11 protein-coding genes are annotated in these 14,749 nt (G+C 71.3%); all 11 read left to right on the forward strand.

The features are described 5' to 3' along the window. The first annotated feature begins 47 nt into the window (after positions 1–47). The 11 genes from gatC to ACZ6ZP_RS31080 all read left to right on the forward strand — a co-directional run bounded on the left by gatC (position 48) and on the right by ACZ6ZP_RS31080 (position 14,723). On the forward strand, positions 48–344 hold the full coding sequence (gene gatC, locus ACZ6ZP_RS31030; protein ID WP_016642027.1) for an Asp-tRNA(Asn)/Glu-tRNA(Gln) amidotransferase subunit GatC: 297 nt from the start codon (positions 48–50) through the stop codon (positions 342–344). 6 nt (positions 345–350) lie between these two features. Beyond that, the gene (gatA, locus tag ACZ6ZP_RS31035; protein WP_351165195.1) at positions 351–1,856 is read left to right on the forward strand and encodes an Asp-tRNA(Asn)/Glu-tRNA(Gln) amidotransferase subunit GatA; all 1,506 of its coding nucleotides are present in this window, start codon (positions 351–353) and stop codon (positions 1,854–1,856) included. A 5-nt stretch (positions 1,857–1,861) separates the two neighbouring features. Continuing rightward, positions 1,862–2,095 carry a hypothetical protein gene (locus ACZ6ZP_RS31040; protein ID WP_351165679.1) on the forward strand — a complete coding sequence of 78 codons (234 nt, stop codon included), beginning with the start codon at positions 1,862–1,864 and terminating at the stop codon, positions 2,093–2,095. Positions 2,096–2,111: 16 nt separating this feature from the next. Then, the gene (gene gatB, locus ACZ6ZP_RS31045) at positions 2,112–3,623 is read left to right on the forward strand and encodes an Asp-tRNA(Asn)/Glu-tRNA(Gln) amidotransferase subunit GatB (RefSeq protein ID WP_351165198.1); all 1,512 of its coding nucleotides are present in this window, start codon (positions 2,112–2,114) and stop codon (positions 3,621–3,623) included. Between the two features lie 265 nt (positions 3,624–3,888). Next, on the forward strand, positions 3,889–5,142 hold the full coding sequence (locus tag ACZ6ZP_RS31050) for an SLC13 family permease (protein WP_351165681.1): 1,254 nt from the start codon (positions 3,889–3,891) through the stop codon (positions 5,140–5,142). 166 nt (positions 5,143–5,308) lie between these two features. Beyond that, the gene (locus ACZ6ZP_RS31055; protein ID WP_383823107.1) at positions 5,309–7,402 is read left to right on the forward strand and encodes a phosphocholine-specific phospholipase C; all 2,094 of its coding nucleotides are present in this window, start codon (positions 5,309–5,311) and stop codon (positions 7,400–7,402) included. A 213-nt stretch (positions 7,403–7,615) separates the two neighbouring features. Continuing rightward, positions 7,616–9,889, forward strand: a complete 2,274-nt coding sequence (locus ACZ6ZP_RS31060) for an MMPL family transporter (RefSeq protein WP_351165202.1) — start codon at positions 7,616–7,618, stop codon at positions 9,887–9,889. Continuing rightward, positions 9,858–10,460, forward strand: coding sequence for a GNAT family N-acetyltransferase (locus ACZ6ZP_RS31065; protein WP_361465471.1), 603 nt, complete (start codon positions 9,858–9,860; stop codon positions 10,458–10,460). Before ACZ6ZP_RS31060 ends, ACZ6ZP_RS31065 begins: the two co-directional genes overlap by 32 nt. A gap of 35 nt (positions 10,461–10,495) precedes the next feature. Next, entirely contained in the window at positions 10,496–11,098 is a 603-nt protein-coding gene (locus tag ACZ6ZP_RS31070) for a hypothetical protein (protein WP_399979610.1), read from the forward strand. 257 nt (positions 11,099–11,355) lie between these two features. Further along, on the forward strand, positions 11,356–11,535 hold the full coding sequence (locus ACZ6ZP_RS31075) for a hypothetical protein (protein ID WP_351165208.1): 180 nt from the start codon (positions 11,356–11,358) through the stop codon (positions 11,533–11,535). After that, on the forward strand, positions 11,535–14,723 hold the full coding sequence (locus ACZ6ZP_RS31080) for a helix-turn-helix transcriptional regulator (protein ID WP_469409346.1): 3,189 nt from the start codon (positions 11,535–11,537) through the stop codon (positions 14,721–14,723). The genes ACZ6ZP_RS31075 and ACZ6ZP_RS31080 overlap by 1 nt, the downstream gene beginning before the upstream one ends. The last annotated feature ends 26 nt before the right edge of the window (positions 14,724–14,749 follow it).

Consider the following 14,749-nt stretch of genomic DNA (forward strand, 5'->3'; position numbering starts at 1 on the left):
ATAGGATTGGGCCACAAACCACACACTCACCCCCAGAGGATCGCCGCATGCCTGGCATTACGCGCGAGGAGGTCGCCCACCTCGCCCGCCTAGCACGTCTTGAGCTGAAGGACGAAGAGCTCGACCACTTCGCCGGACAGCTCGACGACATCATCGGCGCGGTCGCCCGCGTCTCCGAGGTCGCCGACCAAGACGTACCGCCGACCTCCCACCCGCTGCCGCTGACGAACGTCATGCGCGCGGACGAGGTCCGTCCGTCGCTCACCCCCGAGCAGGCGCTCTCCGGAGCCCCGGCCCAAGAGCAGCAGCGTTTCAAGGTGCCGCAGATCCTGGGGGAGGACTAACCCACCATGACGGACAGCAAGATCGACATCATCAGGCTCACCGCCGCCGACATCGCCGCGAAGGTCGCCTCCGGCGAGCTCACGGCCGTCGAGGTCACCGAGGCCCACCTCGCCCGCATCGAGGCCGTCGACGAGAAGGTGCACGCCTTCCTGCACGTCGACCGCGAGGGCGCCATCGCGCAGGCCCGCGCCGTCGACGCCAAGCGGGAGAAGGGCGAGAAGCTCGGCCCGCTGGCCGGCGTGCCGCTCGCGCTCAAGGACATCTTCACCACCGAGGGCATCCCGACCACGGTCGGCTCCAAGATCCTCGAGGGCTGGATCCCGCCGTACGACGCGACCGTCACGCGCAAGCTGAAGGAAGCCGACGTCGTCATCCTCGGCAAGACCAACATGGACGAGTTCGCCATGGGGTCCTCCACCGAGAACAGCGCGTACGGCCCCACCGGCAACCCGTGGGACCTCACTCGCATCCCCGGCGGCTCCGGCGGCGGCTCCAGCGCCGCCCTCGCCTCGTACGAGGCACCGCTCGCCATCGGCACGGACACCGGCGGCTCCATCCGCCAGCCCGCGGCCGTCACCGGCACGGTCGGCGTCAAGCCCACCTACGGCGGCGTCTCGCGCTACGGCATGGTCGCGTTCTCGTCCTCCCTCGACCAGGGCGGCCCCTGTGCCCGCACGGTCCTGGACGCGGCGCTCCTGCACGAGGTCATCGCCGGGCACGACGAGCTCGACTCGACGTCCATCGACGCCCCGGTCCCGCCGGTCGTCGAGGCCGCGCGCAACGGCTCCGTACAGGGCATGCGCGTCGGTGTCGTCAAGCAGTTCGCGGGCGAGGGCTACCAGGCCGGTGTCGTCCAGCGCTTCCAGGAGTCGGTCGCCCTGCTCAAGGAGCTCGGCGCCGAGATCGTCGAGCTGGACTGCCCGTCCTTCGACCTGGCGCTCTCCGCGTACTACCTGATCGCGCCCTCCGAGTGCTCGTCGAACCTCGCGCGCTTCGACGCCATGCGCTACGGCCTGCGCGTCGGCGACGACGGCACGAAGTCCGCCGAGGACGTCACCGCCCTGACCCGCGAGGCGGGCTTCGGCGACGAGGTCAAGCGCCGCGTCATCCTGGGCACGTACGCCCTGAGCTCTGGCTACTACGACGCGTACTACGGAAGCGCCCAGAAGGTCCGCACCCTGATCACGAAGGACTTCGAGAAGGCCTTCGAGCAGGTCGACGTGATCGTCTCGCCCGCGACGCCCACCACCGCCTTCCCGATCGGCGAGCGCGCCGACGACCCGATGGCGATGTACCTCGCGGACGTGTGCACCATCCCGTCGAACATGGCGGGCAACGCCGCCATGTCGCTGCCCTGCGGCCTCGCGCCGGAGGACGGCCTGCCCGTCGGACTGCAGATCATCGCCCCCGCCATGAAGGACGACCGCCTTTACAAGGTGGGCGCTGCCGTCGAGGCCGCCTTCGTGGAAAGGTGGGGGCACCCGCTGCTTGAGGAGGCACCGTCACTGTGAGTCCCATGACTGCCAAGGCCAAGGGCTTCAAGAAGTCCAAGCCCGGCGCGTACCTGTCGATCGCCACCACCGCGTTCAGCGCCGTCGCCGTCGTCAAGCAGGCCCGAATGGCCCGCAAGGACAACGACACGCTCCGGCTCGTGGACGCCGCTGTCTCCGCCGCCGCCATCGCCACCGGCCTCGCTCTGCTCCTTCGTGAGCTGAAGAAGCTCGGCGACGACGACGTCCTGCTGGGTTGAGAGGGAAAGTTTCACCGTGACTGTCACGACTGACCTGGTGTCGTACGAGGAAGCCCTCGCGACGTACGACCCCGTCATGGGCCTGGAGGTCCATGTCGAGCTGGGCACCAAGACGAAGATGTTCTGCGGCTGCTCCACCGAGCTCAAGCAGGACGCCAACAGCCAGACCTGCCCGACCTGTCTCGGACTGCCCGGCGCCCTGCCGGTGGTCAACGAGATCGGCGTCGAGTCCGCCATCAAGATCGGTCTCGCGCTGAACTGCGAGATCGCCGAGTGGTGCCGCTTCGCCCGGAAGAACTACTTCTATCCGGACATGCCGAAGAACTTCCAGACCTCTCAGTACGACGAGCCGATCGCCTTCAACGGCTATCTGGACGTCCAGCTGGAGGACGGCGAGGTCTTCCGCGTGGAGATCGAGCGCGCCCACATGGAGGAGGACACCGGCAAGTCCACGCACGTCGGTGGCGCGACGGGCCGTATCCACGGCGCTTCGCACTCGCTCCTTGACTACAACCGCGCGGGCATCCCGCTCATCGAGATCGTCACCAAGCCGATCGAGGGCGCGGGCGAGCGGGCCCCCGAGGTCGCCAAGGCGTACGTCGCCGAGCTGCGCGAGGTCATCAAGGCGCTGGACGTGTCCGAGGCCCGGATGGACAAGGGCCAGATGCGCTGCGACGTGAACCTCTCCCTGCGCCCGCACGGGCGCGAGGAGTTCGGTACGCGCTCGGAGACGAAGAACGTCAACTCGCTCCGTTCCGTGGAGCGTGCGGCGCGCTTCGAGATCCAGCGCCACGCGGCCGTCCTGAACGGCGGCGGCACGATCATCCAGGAGACCCGTCACTTCCACGAGGAGGACGGCTCCACGACGTCGGGCCGCATCAAGGACAACGCCGAGGACTACCGGTACTTCCCGGAGCCCGACCTCGTCCCCGTCGCCCCGGCCCGCACCTGGGTCGAGGAACTGCGTGCCGGTCTCCCCGAGATGCCGCGCGTGCGCCGCAACCGCCTCCGCGAGGAGTGGGGCGTCTCGGAGCACGACATGCAGTCGATGCTGAACGCGGGCGCGGTCGACCCGATCGTCGCCACCATCGAGGCGGGCGCCGACGCGGCCGCCGCGCGCAAGTGGTGGATGGGCGAACTGGCCCGCAACGCCAACGAGACGGGCAAGGCCCTCGACGAGCTCCCGGTCACCCCGGTGCAGGTCGCCCGGGTCGCCGAGCTCGTCGCCAAGGGCGACCTGAACGACAAGCTGGCGCGCCAGGTCTTCGAGGGTGTCCTCGCGGGCGAGGGCACGCCGGACGAGGTCGTCGAGAAGCGCGGCCTGAAGGTCGTCTCGGACGAGGGCGCGCTGACGACCGCCGTGGACGAGGCGATCGCGGGCAACCCCGCCATCGCCGACAAGATCCGCAGCGGCAAGGTCGCGGCGGCCGGTGCGCTGGTCGGCGCGGTCATGAAGGCGACCCGGGGTCAGGCCGACGCGGCCCGCGTCAAGGAACTGATCCTGGAGAAGCTGGGCGTGGAGGGCTAGCCTCTCCGGCTCGTACGGCATCCAGGGCGGCGCACCTTTCGCGGGGCGCCGCCCTGCGCGTGCGCCGCCTGAACCGCCCCTGCGCGGCGGATTTTTCCCGCCCACCCACCCGATTGCCCCGGAGCGGCCGAGTGGGTGGGCGGGGCGCTGTCCGGCCGGGCCGAGCCGCGCCGTTCCCGCCGCGATGTCGCGTGGCCGCGCGGCTTACGCTGTGGGACGTCCGTCCCGCCGAACCACCGCCCCACCCGGGCCACGGAGCATCCCCCTGAACACCGTCACCGCCGAGATCCTCTCCGTGGGCCTGCTGCTCGCCGTGCTCGCGTTCGCCGTCGTACGGCCCCGGCAGTGGCCCGAGGCCGCCGCCGCGCTGCCCGCCGCCGGGATCGTCGTGGGGCTCGGGGCCGTGTCGCCGCAGCACGCGCTCGACGAGGTGCAGAGCCTGCTGCCGGTCGTGGGGTTCCTCGCCGCCGTGCTCGTGCTGGCTCAACTCTGCGCCGACGACGGGCTCTTCGCCGCCGCCGGGGATCTCGTCGCCCGGCTCTGCGGCGGGCGGACCAAGGCGCTGCTCGGCGGGGTCTTCGGCGTCGCCGCCCTGATCACCGCCGTGCTGAGTCTCGACGCCACGGTCGTGCTGCTCACACCGGTCGTCTTCGCCACCGCCGCCCGCGTCGGGGCCAGGCCCCGGCCGCACGTCTACGCCACCGCCCACCTGGCCAACTCGGCGTCGCTCCTGCTTCCCGTCTCCAACCTCACCAACCTGCTTGCCCTCACCGCCAGCGGACTGACCTTCACGCGGTTCGCGCTGCTCATGGCGTTGCCGTGGCTGGTCGCCATCGGCATCGAGTACGTCGCCTTCCGGCGGTACTTCGCCGCCGATCTGGACGCGGGCGCCCTGGAGCCCAAGGAGACCGAGCCGACGCCGGTGCCGGTGTTCACCCTGGTCGTCCTCGGGCTGACGCTCGTCGGGTTCGTCGCGACCTCGCTCGTGGGCCTCGAACCCCTGTGGGCCGCCCTCGCGGGGGCTGCGGTGCTCGCCGGCCGTGCGCTGCTGCGCAAACGTACGACCGCCAGGCGCATCGTCCACGCCGCGGGCCCGTTGTTCTGCCTGTTCGTGCTCGCGCTCGGCGTCGTCGTCAAGGCGGTCGTCGACAACGGCCTGGGCTCCGGGATCGAGTGGCTCCTGCCGGACGGCGCCTCACTGCCCGCGCTGCTCGCCGTGGCGGCCGTGGCCGCCGTGCTCGCCAACCTGATCAACAACCTGCCCGCGATCCTCGCCCTCCTTCCCGCCGTCGCCCCCGCGGGCCCCGGCCCCGTCCTCGCCGCGCTGATCGGCGTCAACATCGGCCCGAACCTGACGTACGTCGGCTCCCTCGCGACCCTGCTGTGGCGCCGCATCCTGCACGACCACGGCACGGACGCCGACCTGCGGACGTTCACCGTGCTCGGCGTGCTGACCGTGCCGGCGACGCTCGCGGCGTCCACGGTGGCGCTCTGGGCGGGGCTCCTGATCGGCTCCTGAATCGGCACACAGGCCCCGATTTTCACTCCAGGCCCATCCGTTCACGCCGACTTCGTCCTCAAGTCTTCACAGGGATACCCGACTTCACTAGCGTCCCGGCGGAGCAGACCAATGGATCAGCGGAGAACCATTGGCCGTCGACTGGAGGTCGTACGTGTCCCCGGAGATATCGCGCAGGCGGCTCATGGCAGTCGGCGGTGGCGCACTCGGCGCCGCCGCCGTCGGATCCTTCCTGCCGCCGTCACTGCAGCAGGCACTGGCGGACGACCGGCGCAAACCCGGCAGCGGCGGGCTCGACTCGATCGAGCACGTCGTCATCCTGATGCAGGAGAACAGGTCCTTCGACCACTACTTCGGCGCCCTGCGCGGAGTACGCGGCTTCGGCGACCGCAACGCCATCCGGCTCCCGAGCGGCAAGTCCGTGTTCGAGCAGCCGGGCGTGCTGACCACCGTCCTGCCCTTCCCGGTCCGCGAGGCCGCGGCGGCGCAGAAGAAGGACCTTCAGTACATCGGCGCCCTCGACCACTCCTGGAGCGGCGGCGCCAAGGCCTGGCACGACGGCTGGATGGACGGCTGGATCACCGCCAAGACGGCCGCGACCATGGCGTACTACACGCGCGACGACATCCCGCTGCACTACGAACTCGCCGACACCTTCACCGTCTGCGACGCCTACCACTCGTCCATCCACACCTCCACGAGCCCCAACCGCAACCACCTGTGGAGCGGCAAGACCGGCTTCGAGGCGAGCGGCAAGCGGGCCGTCGAGAACGACGCGTACGACGAGGGCAGGCACCCCGGATACGACTGGGGGACGTACGCCGAGCGCCTGGAGAAGGCGGGCGTGAGCTGGCAGACGTACACGGAGTGGGAGAACTTCACCGACAACCAGATCGAGTTCTTCACCACCTTCAAGGCCATCGCACGCAAGGTCCTGGCCAAGACCGGCCTGACCTTCATGGAGGCCTTCTACGCCAAGGTGCGCGACGCCAAGGACGAGGCCGAGCGCGCGAAGCTGCTCGCCACCCTGGAGGAGGGCGTCGCCACCCTCACCAAGCGGGAGAAGTCGCTCTTCGAGCGCGGGCTCCGGCGCGTGCCCACCGGCAAGCTCGCCGAGGAGTTCGCCAAGGACGTCGCGGGTGGCAAGCTGGCGAAGGTCAGCTATCTGGTGCCCTCCGCCCTGGACTCCGAGCACCCCAGCGTCTCCTCACCCATCCACAGCGCCACCATCGTCTACAAGGTCCTGGACGCCCTCGCCTCGCACCCCGAGGTATGGCGCCGCACCGCCGTCTTCATCAACTACGACGAGAACGACGGCTTCTTCGACCACGTCCCGCCGCCCGTGCCCGGCGGCGACAGCGCCGAGGCGAAGGAGGAGCGCTGGGACGGCAAGCCCACCGGCCTCGGGGCGCGCGTCCCCATGCTCGTCGTCTCGCCCTGGACCGTCGGCGGCTACGTCACCTCCGAAGTCTTCGACCACACCTCGGTCGTGCGCTTCCTGGAGAAGTGGACCGGCGTCAAGGAGCCCAACATCAGCGCCTGGCGCCGCAAGGTCACCGGTGACCTCACCGGCGCCTTCGACTTCAAGCGCGGCCACCGGCAGCCCGAGGTCGATCAGCCCGGCGCCATCCCCGCGTTCAGCGGCCGCTGGTCCCCGCAGCCGCCCCTGAAGCAGTCCATGCCGGTCCAGGAGCCCGGCACCCGCCGCGCCCGCCCGCTGCCCTACCAGCCCGACGCGTACGCGAAGCCGGGCGAGAGCGGTGCTCTCTCGGTGCGGCTGCGCAACGGCGGCAGCTCCAGCGCGCACTTCGCGCTCTATCCGTACGCCGGCGAGTTCGCGACCCCGCAGCACCAGGACGTCGTGCGCACGGGCTCCTGGACCGTGCCCGTGAAGGGGGACGCGTATGCGTTCACGATCACCGGGCCGAACGGCTTCCGGCGCGAGTTCGCGGGCCGCAAGGACGGCGGCGCGCAGCTCGCCTCCGCGATCACCCGCCGCGAGCTCCACGTCACCCTCGCCAACCGGGGCCGCAAGGAGCTGATCTTCACGGTCAAGCCCCTGGGATACGTGGACAAGGCGGACATCAGGTCGCGGACGCGGATCGTCCGCGTCAAGGCGGGCAGCAGCCGCACGATCGCCTGGCACACGGACGACGAGCACGGCTGGTACGACATTCAGGCGACAGCGGCGGGCGAGCCTGCTTTCCGGCGCCGTCTGATGGGGCACATAGAGAACGGACGCGCGAGCGTGTCGGGCTGAAGCCCCAGTTCTCAGGGTGTGCGAGGTCCCGATGGGGCCTCGCACACCCTTTGTGACCTTGTGAGGAAACCCACGAACGAGACCAACGATCTCCAGAGGCTGTCAAAGTGTCTCTGGCGCTTATGTCGTCGCTCATGCGTTCTTTGCGGGCTGTTCAGTTCATTCAAGACGGTTCCCGATAAAGATCCACGAAACATCCCAGGGAGCTCGTCAGTGGCAGCACTCGCACGGTGGTGTGTGAAGCACCGTCTCCTGGCAGTTCTGCTCTGGCTTGTCGCCCTCGGCGGCGCCGCGAGCGCCGCGGCCGTCGCCGGATCCGCGTACTCGAACGACTACGACGTGCCCGGCACCGAGTCGGGCCGCGCGACCCAGCTCCTGAACGAGGGCTTCGAAGGGCTCGGCGGCGACAGCAACACCGTCGTCTGGCGGACCGAGGCGGGCACGACGGTGCGCGCGGCCGACGTCGAGCAGACGATGACCACCGCCCTCGACACGATCGAGCGCATGCCCGCGGTGGCCTCCGTCAGCAGTCCCTACACGGAGCGCGGCGCCGCACAGATCAGTGACGACGCCCGCATCGCGTACGCGAACGTCACCTTCCACGAGCAGGCCGACGCCGTCGACAAGGCGGACGCACAGGCCCTCGTCGACACCGCGAAGGCCGCCGGTTCGGACAGCCTGGACGTCGCGCTCGGCGGCAGCGCCGTCGGCCTGACCGAGACCAAGAGCGCGCAGACCGCCGAGATCGTCGGGGTCGCCGTCGCCGCCGTCGTGCTCTTCCTCGCCTTCGGCTCGCTCGCCGCCTCGGTCCTGCCCATCGCCACGGCACTGGTGTCGGTCGGCACGGCGTACGCCGGGATCGTGCTCCTCGGGCACTTCATGACCGTCGCGGACTTCGCGCCGATGCTGGGCACCCTGATCGGGCTCGGCGTCGGCATCGACTACGCGCTGTTCATCGTGACCAGACACCGCAAGGGCCTCAAGCAGGGCCTTCCGGTGGCCGTCGCCGCGGAGCGCGCGGTCGCCACCACCGGACGCGCGGTCGTCTTCGCGGGCGCCACCGTGTGCATAGCGCTGCTGGGCATGCTCATCCTGCGCCTCAGCTTCCTCAACGGCGTCGCGATCGCCGGTTCGCTGACCGTGCTGCTCACCGTCGCCGCATCCGTGACGCTGCTTCCCGCGCTCCTGTCCTGGATCGGCCCGCGCGCGCTCAGCCGCCGCGAACGGCGCGCCCTCGCCGAACACGGCCCCGCCCCCGAGCTGCCCACCGGGCTCGCCGCCCGCTGGTCCGCCTTCGTGGAGCGGCACCCCAAGCTGCTCGGCGGTGTCGCCGTCGCCGTGATGGCGCTCCTCGCCCTGCCCACGCTCTCCTTGCACCTGGGCACGTCCGACCAGGGCAACAACCCCGCGTCGGCCACCACACGCCAGGCCTACGACCTGCTCGCGGACGGCTTCGGGCCCGGCGTGAACGGCCCGCTCACGCTCGTCACGGACGTCCAGGGAGCGGGCGACCGGCTCGCCCTCGCCAACCTCGGCTCCACGCTCGAATCGACCCGGGGCGTCGCCTCCGTCAGCCCCGTCACGTACGACGCGGACGGCACCGCCGCCCACATCACCGTCGTACCGGACTCGTCCCCCCAGTCCGAGCGGACCAGCGAGCTGGTCGACCGGCTGCGCGGCGACGTGCTGCCCAGGGCCGAGGCCGACACCTCGCTCGACCTCCAGGTCGGCGGCGTCACGGCCAGCTACGACGACTTCGCCGAGATCATCGTCGGCAAGCTGCCGCTCTTCGTTGGCGTGGTCATCGGCCTCGGCTGCGTCCTGCTCCTGCTCGCCTTCCGGTCCATCGGCATCCCGCTGAAGGCCGCCGCGATGAACGTGGCGGCGGTGGCATCGGCCTTCGGGGTCGTCGTCGCGATCTTCCAGTGGGGCTGGGGGAGCGAGCTGCTCGGCCTGGGGTCCGCCGGGCCGATCGAACCCTTCCTGCCCGTGATCATGGTGTCCGTCCTCTTCGGGCTCTCCATGGACTACCAGGTCTTCCTGGTCAGCCGGATGTACGAGGAGTGGCTGGAGACCGGCGACAACCGGCGGGCCGTCCGCGTCGGCCTCGCCGAGACGAGCCGCGTGATCAACTCCGCGGCCGTGATCATGATTTCGGTCTTCCTCGCCTTCGTCCTGAGCGGCGACCGGGTCATCGCGATGTTCGGCATCGGCCTCGCGGCGGCGGTCGCACTCGACGCGTTCGTCCTGCGTACGTTGCTGGTGCCCGCCCTGATGCACATGCTCGGCGGCGCCAACTGGTGGCTGCCGCGCGGCCTCGACCGCTGGCTGCCGCGCATCAGCATCGAGCCCCCGGAATGTCGTTCGAACACGGCCGTCGTGAGTGCGAGGATCTCGATGCAACGGGACACGCACGACGCATCGGTCGTGGAGCCGGACGGACTGAAGGAGCGGGATGTTCGCGATATCGCTGGGCGAGGGCGCTGAGCTGAGGCCCATCGAGCCGTGGCAGGCGCAGGAGTTCCTCACGCACATCGAGCGGGCGCGCGAGTACGCGGCGCCGTGGGTGCCCCTGACCGCGCTGACGACCGACCTCGCGTCGGCCCGGGAGCGGCTCCAGGTGTACGCCGACAAGCAGGCCGCCGACACGGGCCGCCTCTACGGCATCTGGCTGGACGACACGCTCGTCGGCGGAGTGCTCTTCCGGATCTTCGACACGGCGAACGAGAGCTGTGAGGTCGGCGTCTGGCTCGAGCCCTCGGCCGCCGGGCGCGGGCTGATCACGAAGGCGAGCCGGGTCGTCATCGACTGGGCGGTGGACGCGCGCGGCATGCACCGCGTGGAGTGGCTGGCCTCATCGGCGAACGACCGCAGCATCGCGGTGGCCAAGCGGCTCGGGATGACCAAGGACGGGGTGCTGCGGGAGAGCTTCCCCTGGCAGGGCGTGCGGCACGACATGGAGGTGTGGTCGGTGCTCGCTCCGGAGTGGCGCAAGGCGCGCGAGGCCCGGGAAGCGGAGGCCGCCGGGCGTGCCGTCGGCGGCGACGCGGCTCGTTAAGAAACTTCTCAGACTCCGTCCGTACGGTGCGGAGCATGGGAATTAAGACAGAGGACGAGACCGCGGCCGAGGCGGCCGCAAAGCCCGCAGAGCCGGAGGCCGCGGACACCAAGGACGCCGAGGTCACCAAGGACGCCGAGGGTGCCACCAAGGTGGACGCCACCAAGGCGGACGCCGTCGAGGGCGACGACGTCGATGACGACGACGAGCTCGTCGTGGTCGAGGAGGTCGCTCCGGCGAAGTCCACCGGCGTGTTCCAGGGCGCCGCGGCCGTCGTCTCCGCCGCTCTCGGTGTGATCGGCCTCTCCGGCGGCTGGCTCGGCACGGTCGCCGCGGCCCGCTCGAACATCGTCGGTCAGCTGGAGACCAAGCAGTCGGCCAGCGTCGCCGACCAGATCCAGGCCCTGTACGGCGACTCCTGGCAGATCACGGCGCTGATCGCCGGAGCCTTCGCGCTCGCCGCGCTGGTCGTCGGGTTCGTCGTCCTGGTCAGGCCCGCGTTCGGCGCACCCGACCAGGTGCAGGCGCCGTGGATCAAGTCGGTGGCCTGGGCGGGTGTCGCCCTCGGCGTCATCGGCCTGCTGCTCGCCATCGCCAAGTACTCGGACCTCATCTTCGGGCTGCCGTCGACGAGTTGATGGCAACGCAGTGTTCGTGACGCCGGTGAGCTGAAACCGCAGCTCACCGGCGTTCTGCGTAGGCGGACCCGGGGCAGGGCCTTAGGCAGGCCTCCGGGTTCCTGAGGCCCTAAGGCCCCCTCCCACCCGCCTAAGGCCCCCGGCCCCCTCAAGATGCGGCACTCTCCCGATGTGCCACCCCTGCCTGGGAGACGAAAGTAAAGGCATCGCGGAAAGCGAAGCCGGACACGGCCGTCACACCAGCTCAGGGAGTCGAAATGTTCGAGTACGAGATGCACCAGCTGCGCGCCGCCGACCTCACCCGCGAGGCCGACCGCCGCCGCCTGCTGCGCGAGGCCCGCGAGGCCAAGGCGGCCCGCCGCCGCTCGGCCCGTCATGAATCCGAGGGGCGGGTGAGTACCGGCCAGTGGAGGACCCGCTTCACCCGGGCCGCGTGATGGGCGCGGGGGCTTCTGCCCTCGGAATATCCGCTGCCACCACGCATGCGCCCTGTGCGATGCTCACCGCTGTGGAGACCAGGTCCGTAAGCCCCGTGTTCGTCGGCCGCTCCGACGAACTGGGCGTACTGAACGACGCACTCGCCCGTGCCAAGGGGAAGACCCCCGGCACGGGCGAGCCGCAGGCGTTGCTGCTCGGCGGCGAGGCGGGCGTCGGCAAGACCCGCCTCATCGAGGAGTTCACCGCGGCGGCCCGCGCCGAGGGCGCCGTCGTCGCGCTCGGCGGCTGCGTCGAGATCGGCGCGGACGGTCTGCCCTTCGCCCCCTTCTCCAGCGCCCTGCGCTCCCTGCGCCGCCAGCTGCCCGACGAGGTGGACGCCGCGGTCGCCGACCAGGAGGGCGAGCTCGCCCGGCTCCTTCCCGAACTGGGCGAGGCCCCGCAGCGCCGCAGGGGCACCGACGCCCAGCACGACGAGGAGGGCATGGCCCGCCTCTTCGAGCTGACCGTCCGCCTCCTGGAGCGGCTCGCCGCCGACCGCCCGGTCGTCGTCGCCCTGGAGGACCTGCACTGGGCCGACGCCTCGACCCGCCACCTCCTCGCCTACCTCTTCCGCACGCTGCGCAGCGGCCGCCTCGTCGTCGTCGCGACGTACCGCGCCGACGACATCCACCGCCGCCACCCGCTGCGCCCGCTCCTCGCCGAGCTCGACCGCCTGCGCACGGTGCGGCGCATCGAACTGCCCCGATTCAGCAAGGACGAAGTCGCCCGGCAGATGGCGGGCATCCTCAGCGCCGAGCCCGCGCCGTCCCTGGTGGACGACATCTTCGACCGCTCGGACGGCAACGCCTTCTTCGTCGAGGAGCTCGCGGTCGCCGCGCACGGCGGCAGCTGCGCGAGCCTCTCGGACTCCCTGCGCGATCTCCTTCTCGTACGCGTCGAGGAGCTGCCCGAGAACAGCCAGCGGGTGGCCAGGATCGTCGCCGAGGGCGGCTCGAACGTCGAGTACCCGCTGCTCGCCGCGGTCGCCGGGCTCGCGGAGGACGACCTGATCGAGGCGCTGCGGGCCGCCGTCGGCGCCAACATCCTGCTGCCCTCGCCCGACGGCGACGGCTACCGCTTCCGGCACTCCCTGGTGCGCGAGGCCGTCGGCGACGACCTGCTGCCCGGTGAACGCTCCCGGATCAGCCGCCGCTTCGCCACGGTCCTCGAAGCCGACCCCTCACTCGTCGCCGCCGACCAGCGCGCCACGCGCCTGGCCAGCTACTGGTACCACGCGCACGACGCGGCCAAGGCGCTCCCGGCGGTCCTGCGCGCCTCCGTCGAGGCCCGTCGCCGCTATGCGTACGCCGAGCAACTGAGCCTCCTCGAACGGGCGATGGAGCTGTGGGACGGCGCCCCCGAAGACGTACGCCTCGACCTGCGCCCCCTGGACTACGCCGAGGTCTACCCGCCCTGCGGCTGCGACCCCGCCACCACCCCGCTGCACTACCTCGACCTCATGGCGGAGGCTGCCGTCGCCGGCCGTCTCTGCGGTGAGCGGGAGCGCGCCCTGAAGATCACCAAGCGTGCGCTGCGGGAACTGGCGGACGGACACGACCCGCTGCGCGCCGCCTGGTTCTGGATCCAGCGCTCCCGGCTCATCTCGACGCTCGCCCGGGGCGACGGCTGGGCGGAGATAGCCACCGCGCAGGAGCTGGTCCGGGGCCTTCCGCCGTCCGAGGTGCACGCGGAGGTCCTCACCAACGTCGCCTCCTGGGGCATGCTCCACAACCCCGGCGCCGAGACCCTGGCGGCGGCCCAACGAGCCGTCGAGTACGCCCGGATGGTCAAGGCCGAGGAGATCGAACTCAACGCCCGGCTCATCCTCGGCGGCCTCCTGGTCGACGCGGGCGACGTCGAGCACGGGTTCGCGGAGATGTACGCGGTCAGGGACCGGTGCGTGGCGCCGCCGGGCCTGGTCTCCCGCATCCCGCACATCCACATCAACCTGCCCTCCGTGCTCGAAGGCGCGGGCCGCTCCCTGGAGTCCCTGAAGGTGAGCGACCAGGGCCTGGCGCTCTGCCGCAAGTACGGCCTCACGGACACCGAGAGCTGGGTCCAGGTCAACAAGGCGGAGACCCTTGTCTCGCTCGGCCGTTGGGACGAGGCGGTCGACGCCTCCGAGGCGGCCCGCCGCGGCGCGCTCAGCGTCAAGCCCCGGGCCGGTGCGGCCCTGCAGCTCGCCTTCCTCTGCCTCGGCCGCGGTGACGTGTCCGAAGCCGCCGCCCAACTGGCCGCGGCCCGGGGCCACTACGGCTCGCACGACCTCATGCCGCAGTACTCCCTCCCTCTGGTCACCGCCGCCCTCGGCATCGCGGCGGCCGACCCCGACCGCGCGGCCGGTGTCGCGTCGGCGCGCGCCGAGCTCGGACAGGCCCTGGCCACGGGCTTCCCGCCCGGCACCCAGCGCTACACCTGGCCCCTGCTGCTGGCCGCCGCCACCTCGGAGGCCGACAGCCGCGGCCTGCCCGCCGCCGAGCCCGGACGGACCGAGGCCATCGAGAGCATCCGCCGAGCCGCCAAGAAGCTCCCCTCACCCATGCCGGTCTGGGCGGCCCACGAGAAGTGGGTACGCGCCGAACTCCTGCGCGCCGAGGACCGCGACGCCCCCGCCGACTGGTCCGCCGCCGTCTCCGCGTTCGAACCCCTCGACCGCCCCTACGACCTCGCCCGCACCCGCCTCCGCCTCGCCGAGTCCCTCCTCGCGGCCGCTGCCTCGGCCCCTGCGGGCGGGGGCGCCGAAGCGGACCGTGAGCGTGCCGCCTGTCTGCTGCGGCAGGCCCGCGAGGTGGCCGAGCGCCTGAAGGCCCGGCCCCTCGCCGAGTCCGTCTCGGGGCTCGCCCAGCGCGCCCGCCTCACCCTGAACGAGCACGCCCACGACCACGGCACCGCGAGCCCCCACCTCACCCCGGTCGACCCCGCGGAGGCGCTCGGTCTCACCAGCCGGGAGCGGGACGTGCTCCGCCGCGTCGCCGCGGGCCGCAGCAACCGCCAGATCGCCGAGGAGCTCTTCATCTCCCCGAAGACGGCGAGCGTCCACGTCTCCAACATCCTCGCCAAGCTGGGCGTGGCCGGCCGGGGCGAGGCGGCGGCGCTGGCCCACCGCCTGCGCCTGTTCCCCGCGGAACGAGCCAAAACCGCCGGCTGACCTGCGCTTTTCCGGTGCCGGACGGT

It is taken from the genome of Streptomyces sp. NPDC054047, from assembly GCF_055585065.1.

Coding starts and splice junctions, on each gene's coding strand:
- ACZ6ZP_RS31070 (WP_399979610.1), top strand. CDS start 10,496: ATGGGAATTAAGACAGAGGACGAGACCGCGGCCGAGGCGGCCGCAAAG.
- ACZ6ZP_RS31075 (WP_351165208.1), top strand. CDS start 11,356: ATGTTCGAGTACGAGATGCACCAGCTGCGCGCCGCCGACCTCACCCGC.
- gatA (WP_351165195.1), top strand. CDS start 351: ATGACGGACAGCAAGATCGACATCATCAGGCTCACCGCCGCCGACATC.
- ACZ6ZP_RS31040 (WP_351165679.1), top strand. CDS start 1,862: ATGACTGCCAAGGCCAAGGGCTTCAAGAAGTCCAAGCCCGGCGCGTAC.
- gatC (WP_016642027.1), top strand. CDS start 48: ATGCCTGGCATTACGCGCGAGGAGGTCGCCCACCTCGCCCGCCTAGCA.
- ACZ6ZP_RS31065 (WP_361465471.1), top strand. CDS start 9,858: ATGTTCGCGATATCGCTGGGCGAGGGCGCTGAGCTGAGGCCCATCGAG.
- ACZ6ZP_RS31080 (WP_469409346.1), top strand. CDS start 11,535: ATGGGCGCGGGGGCTTCTGCCCTCGGAATATCCGCTGCCACCACGCAT.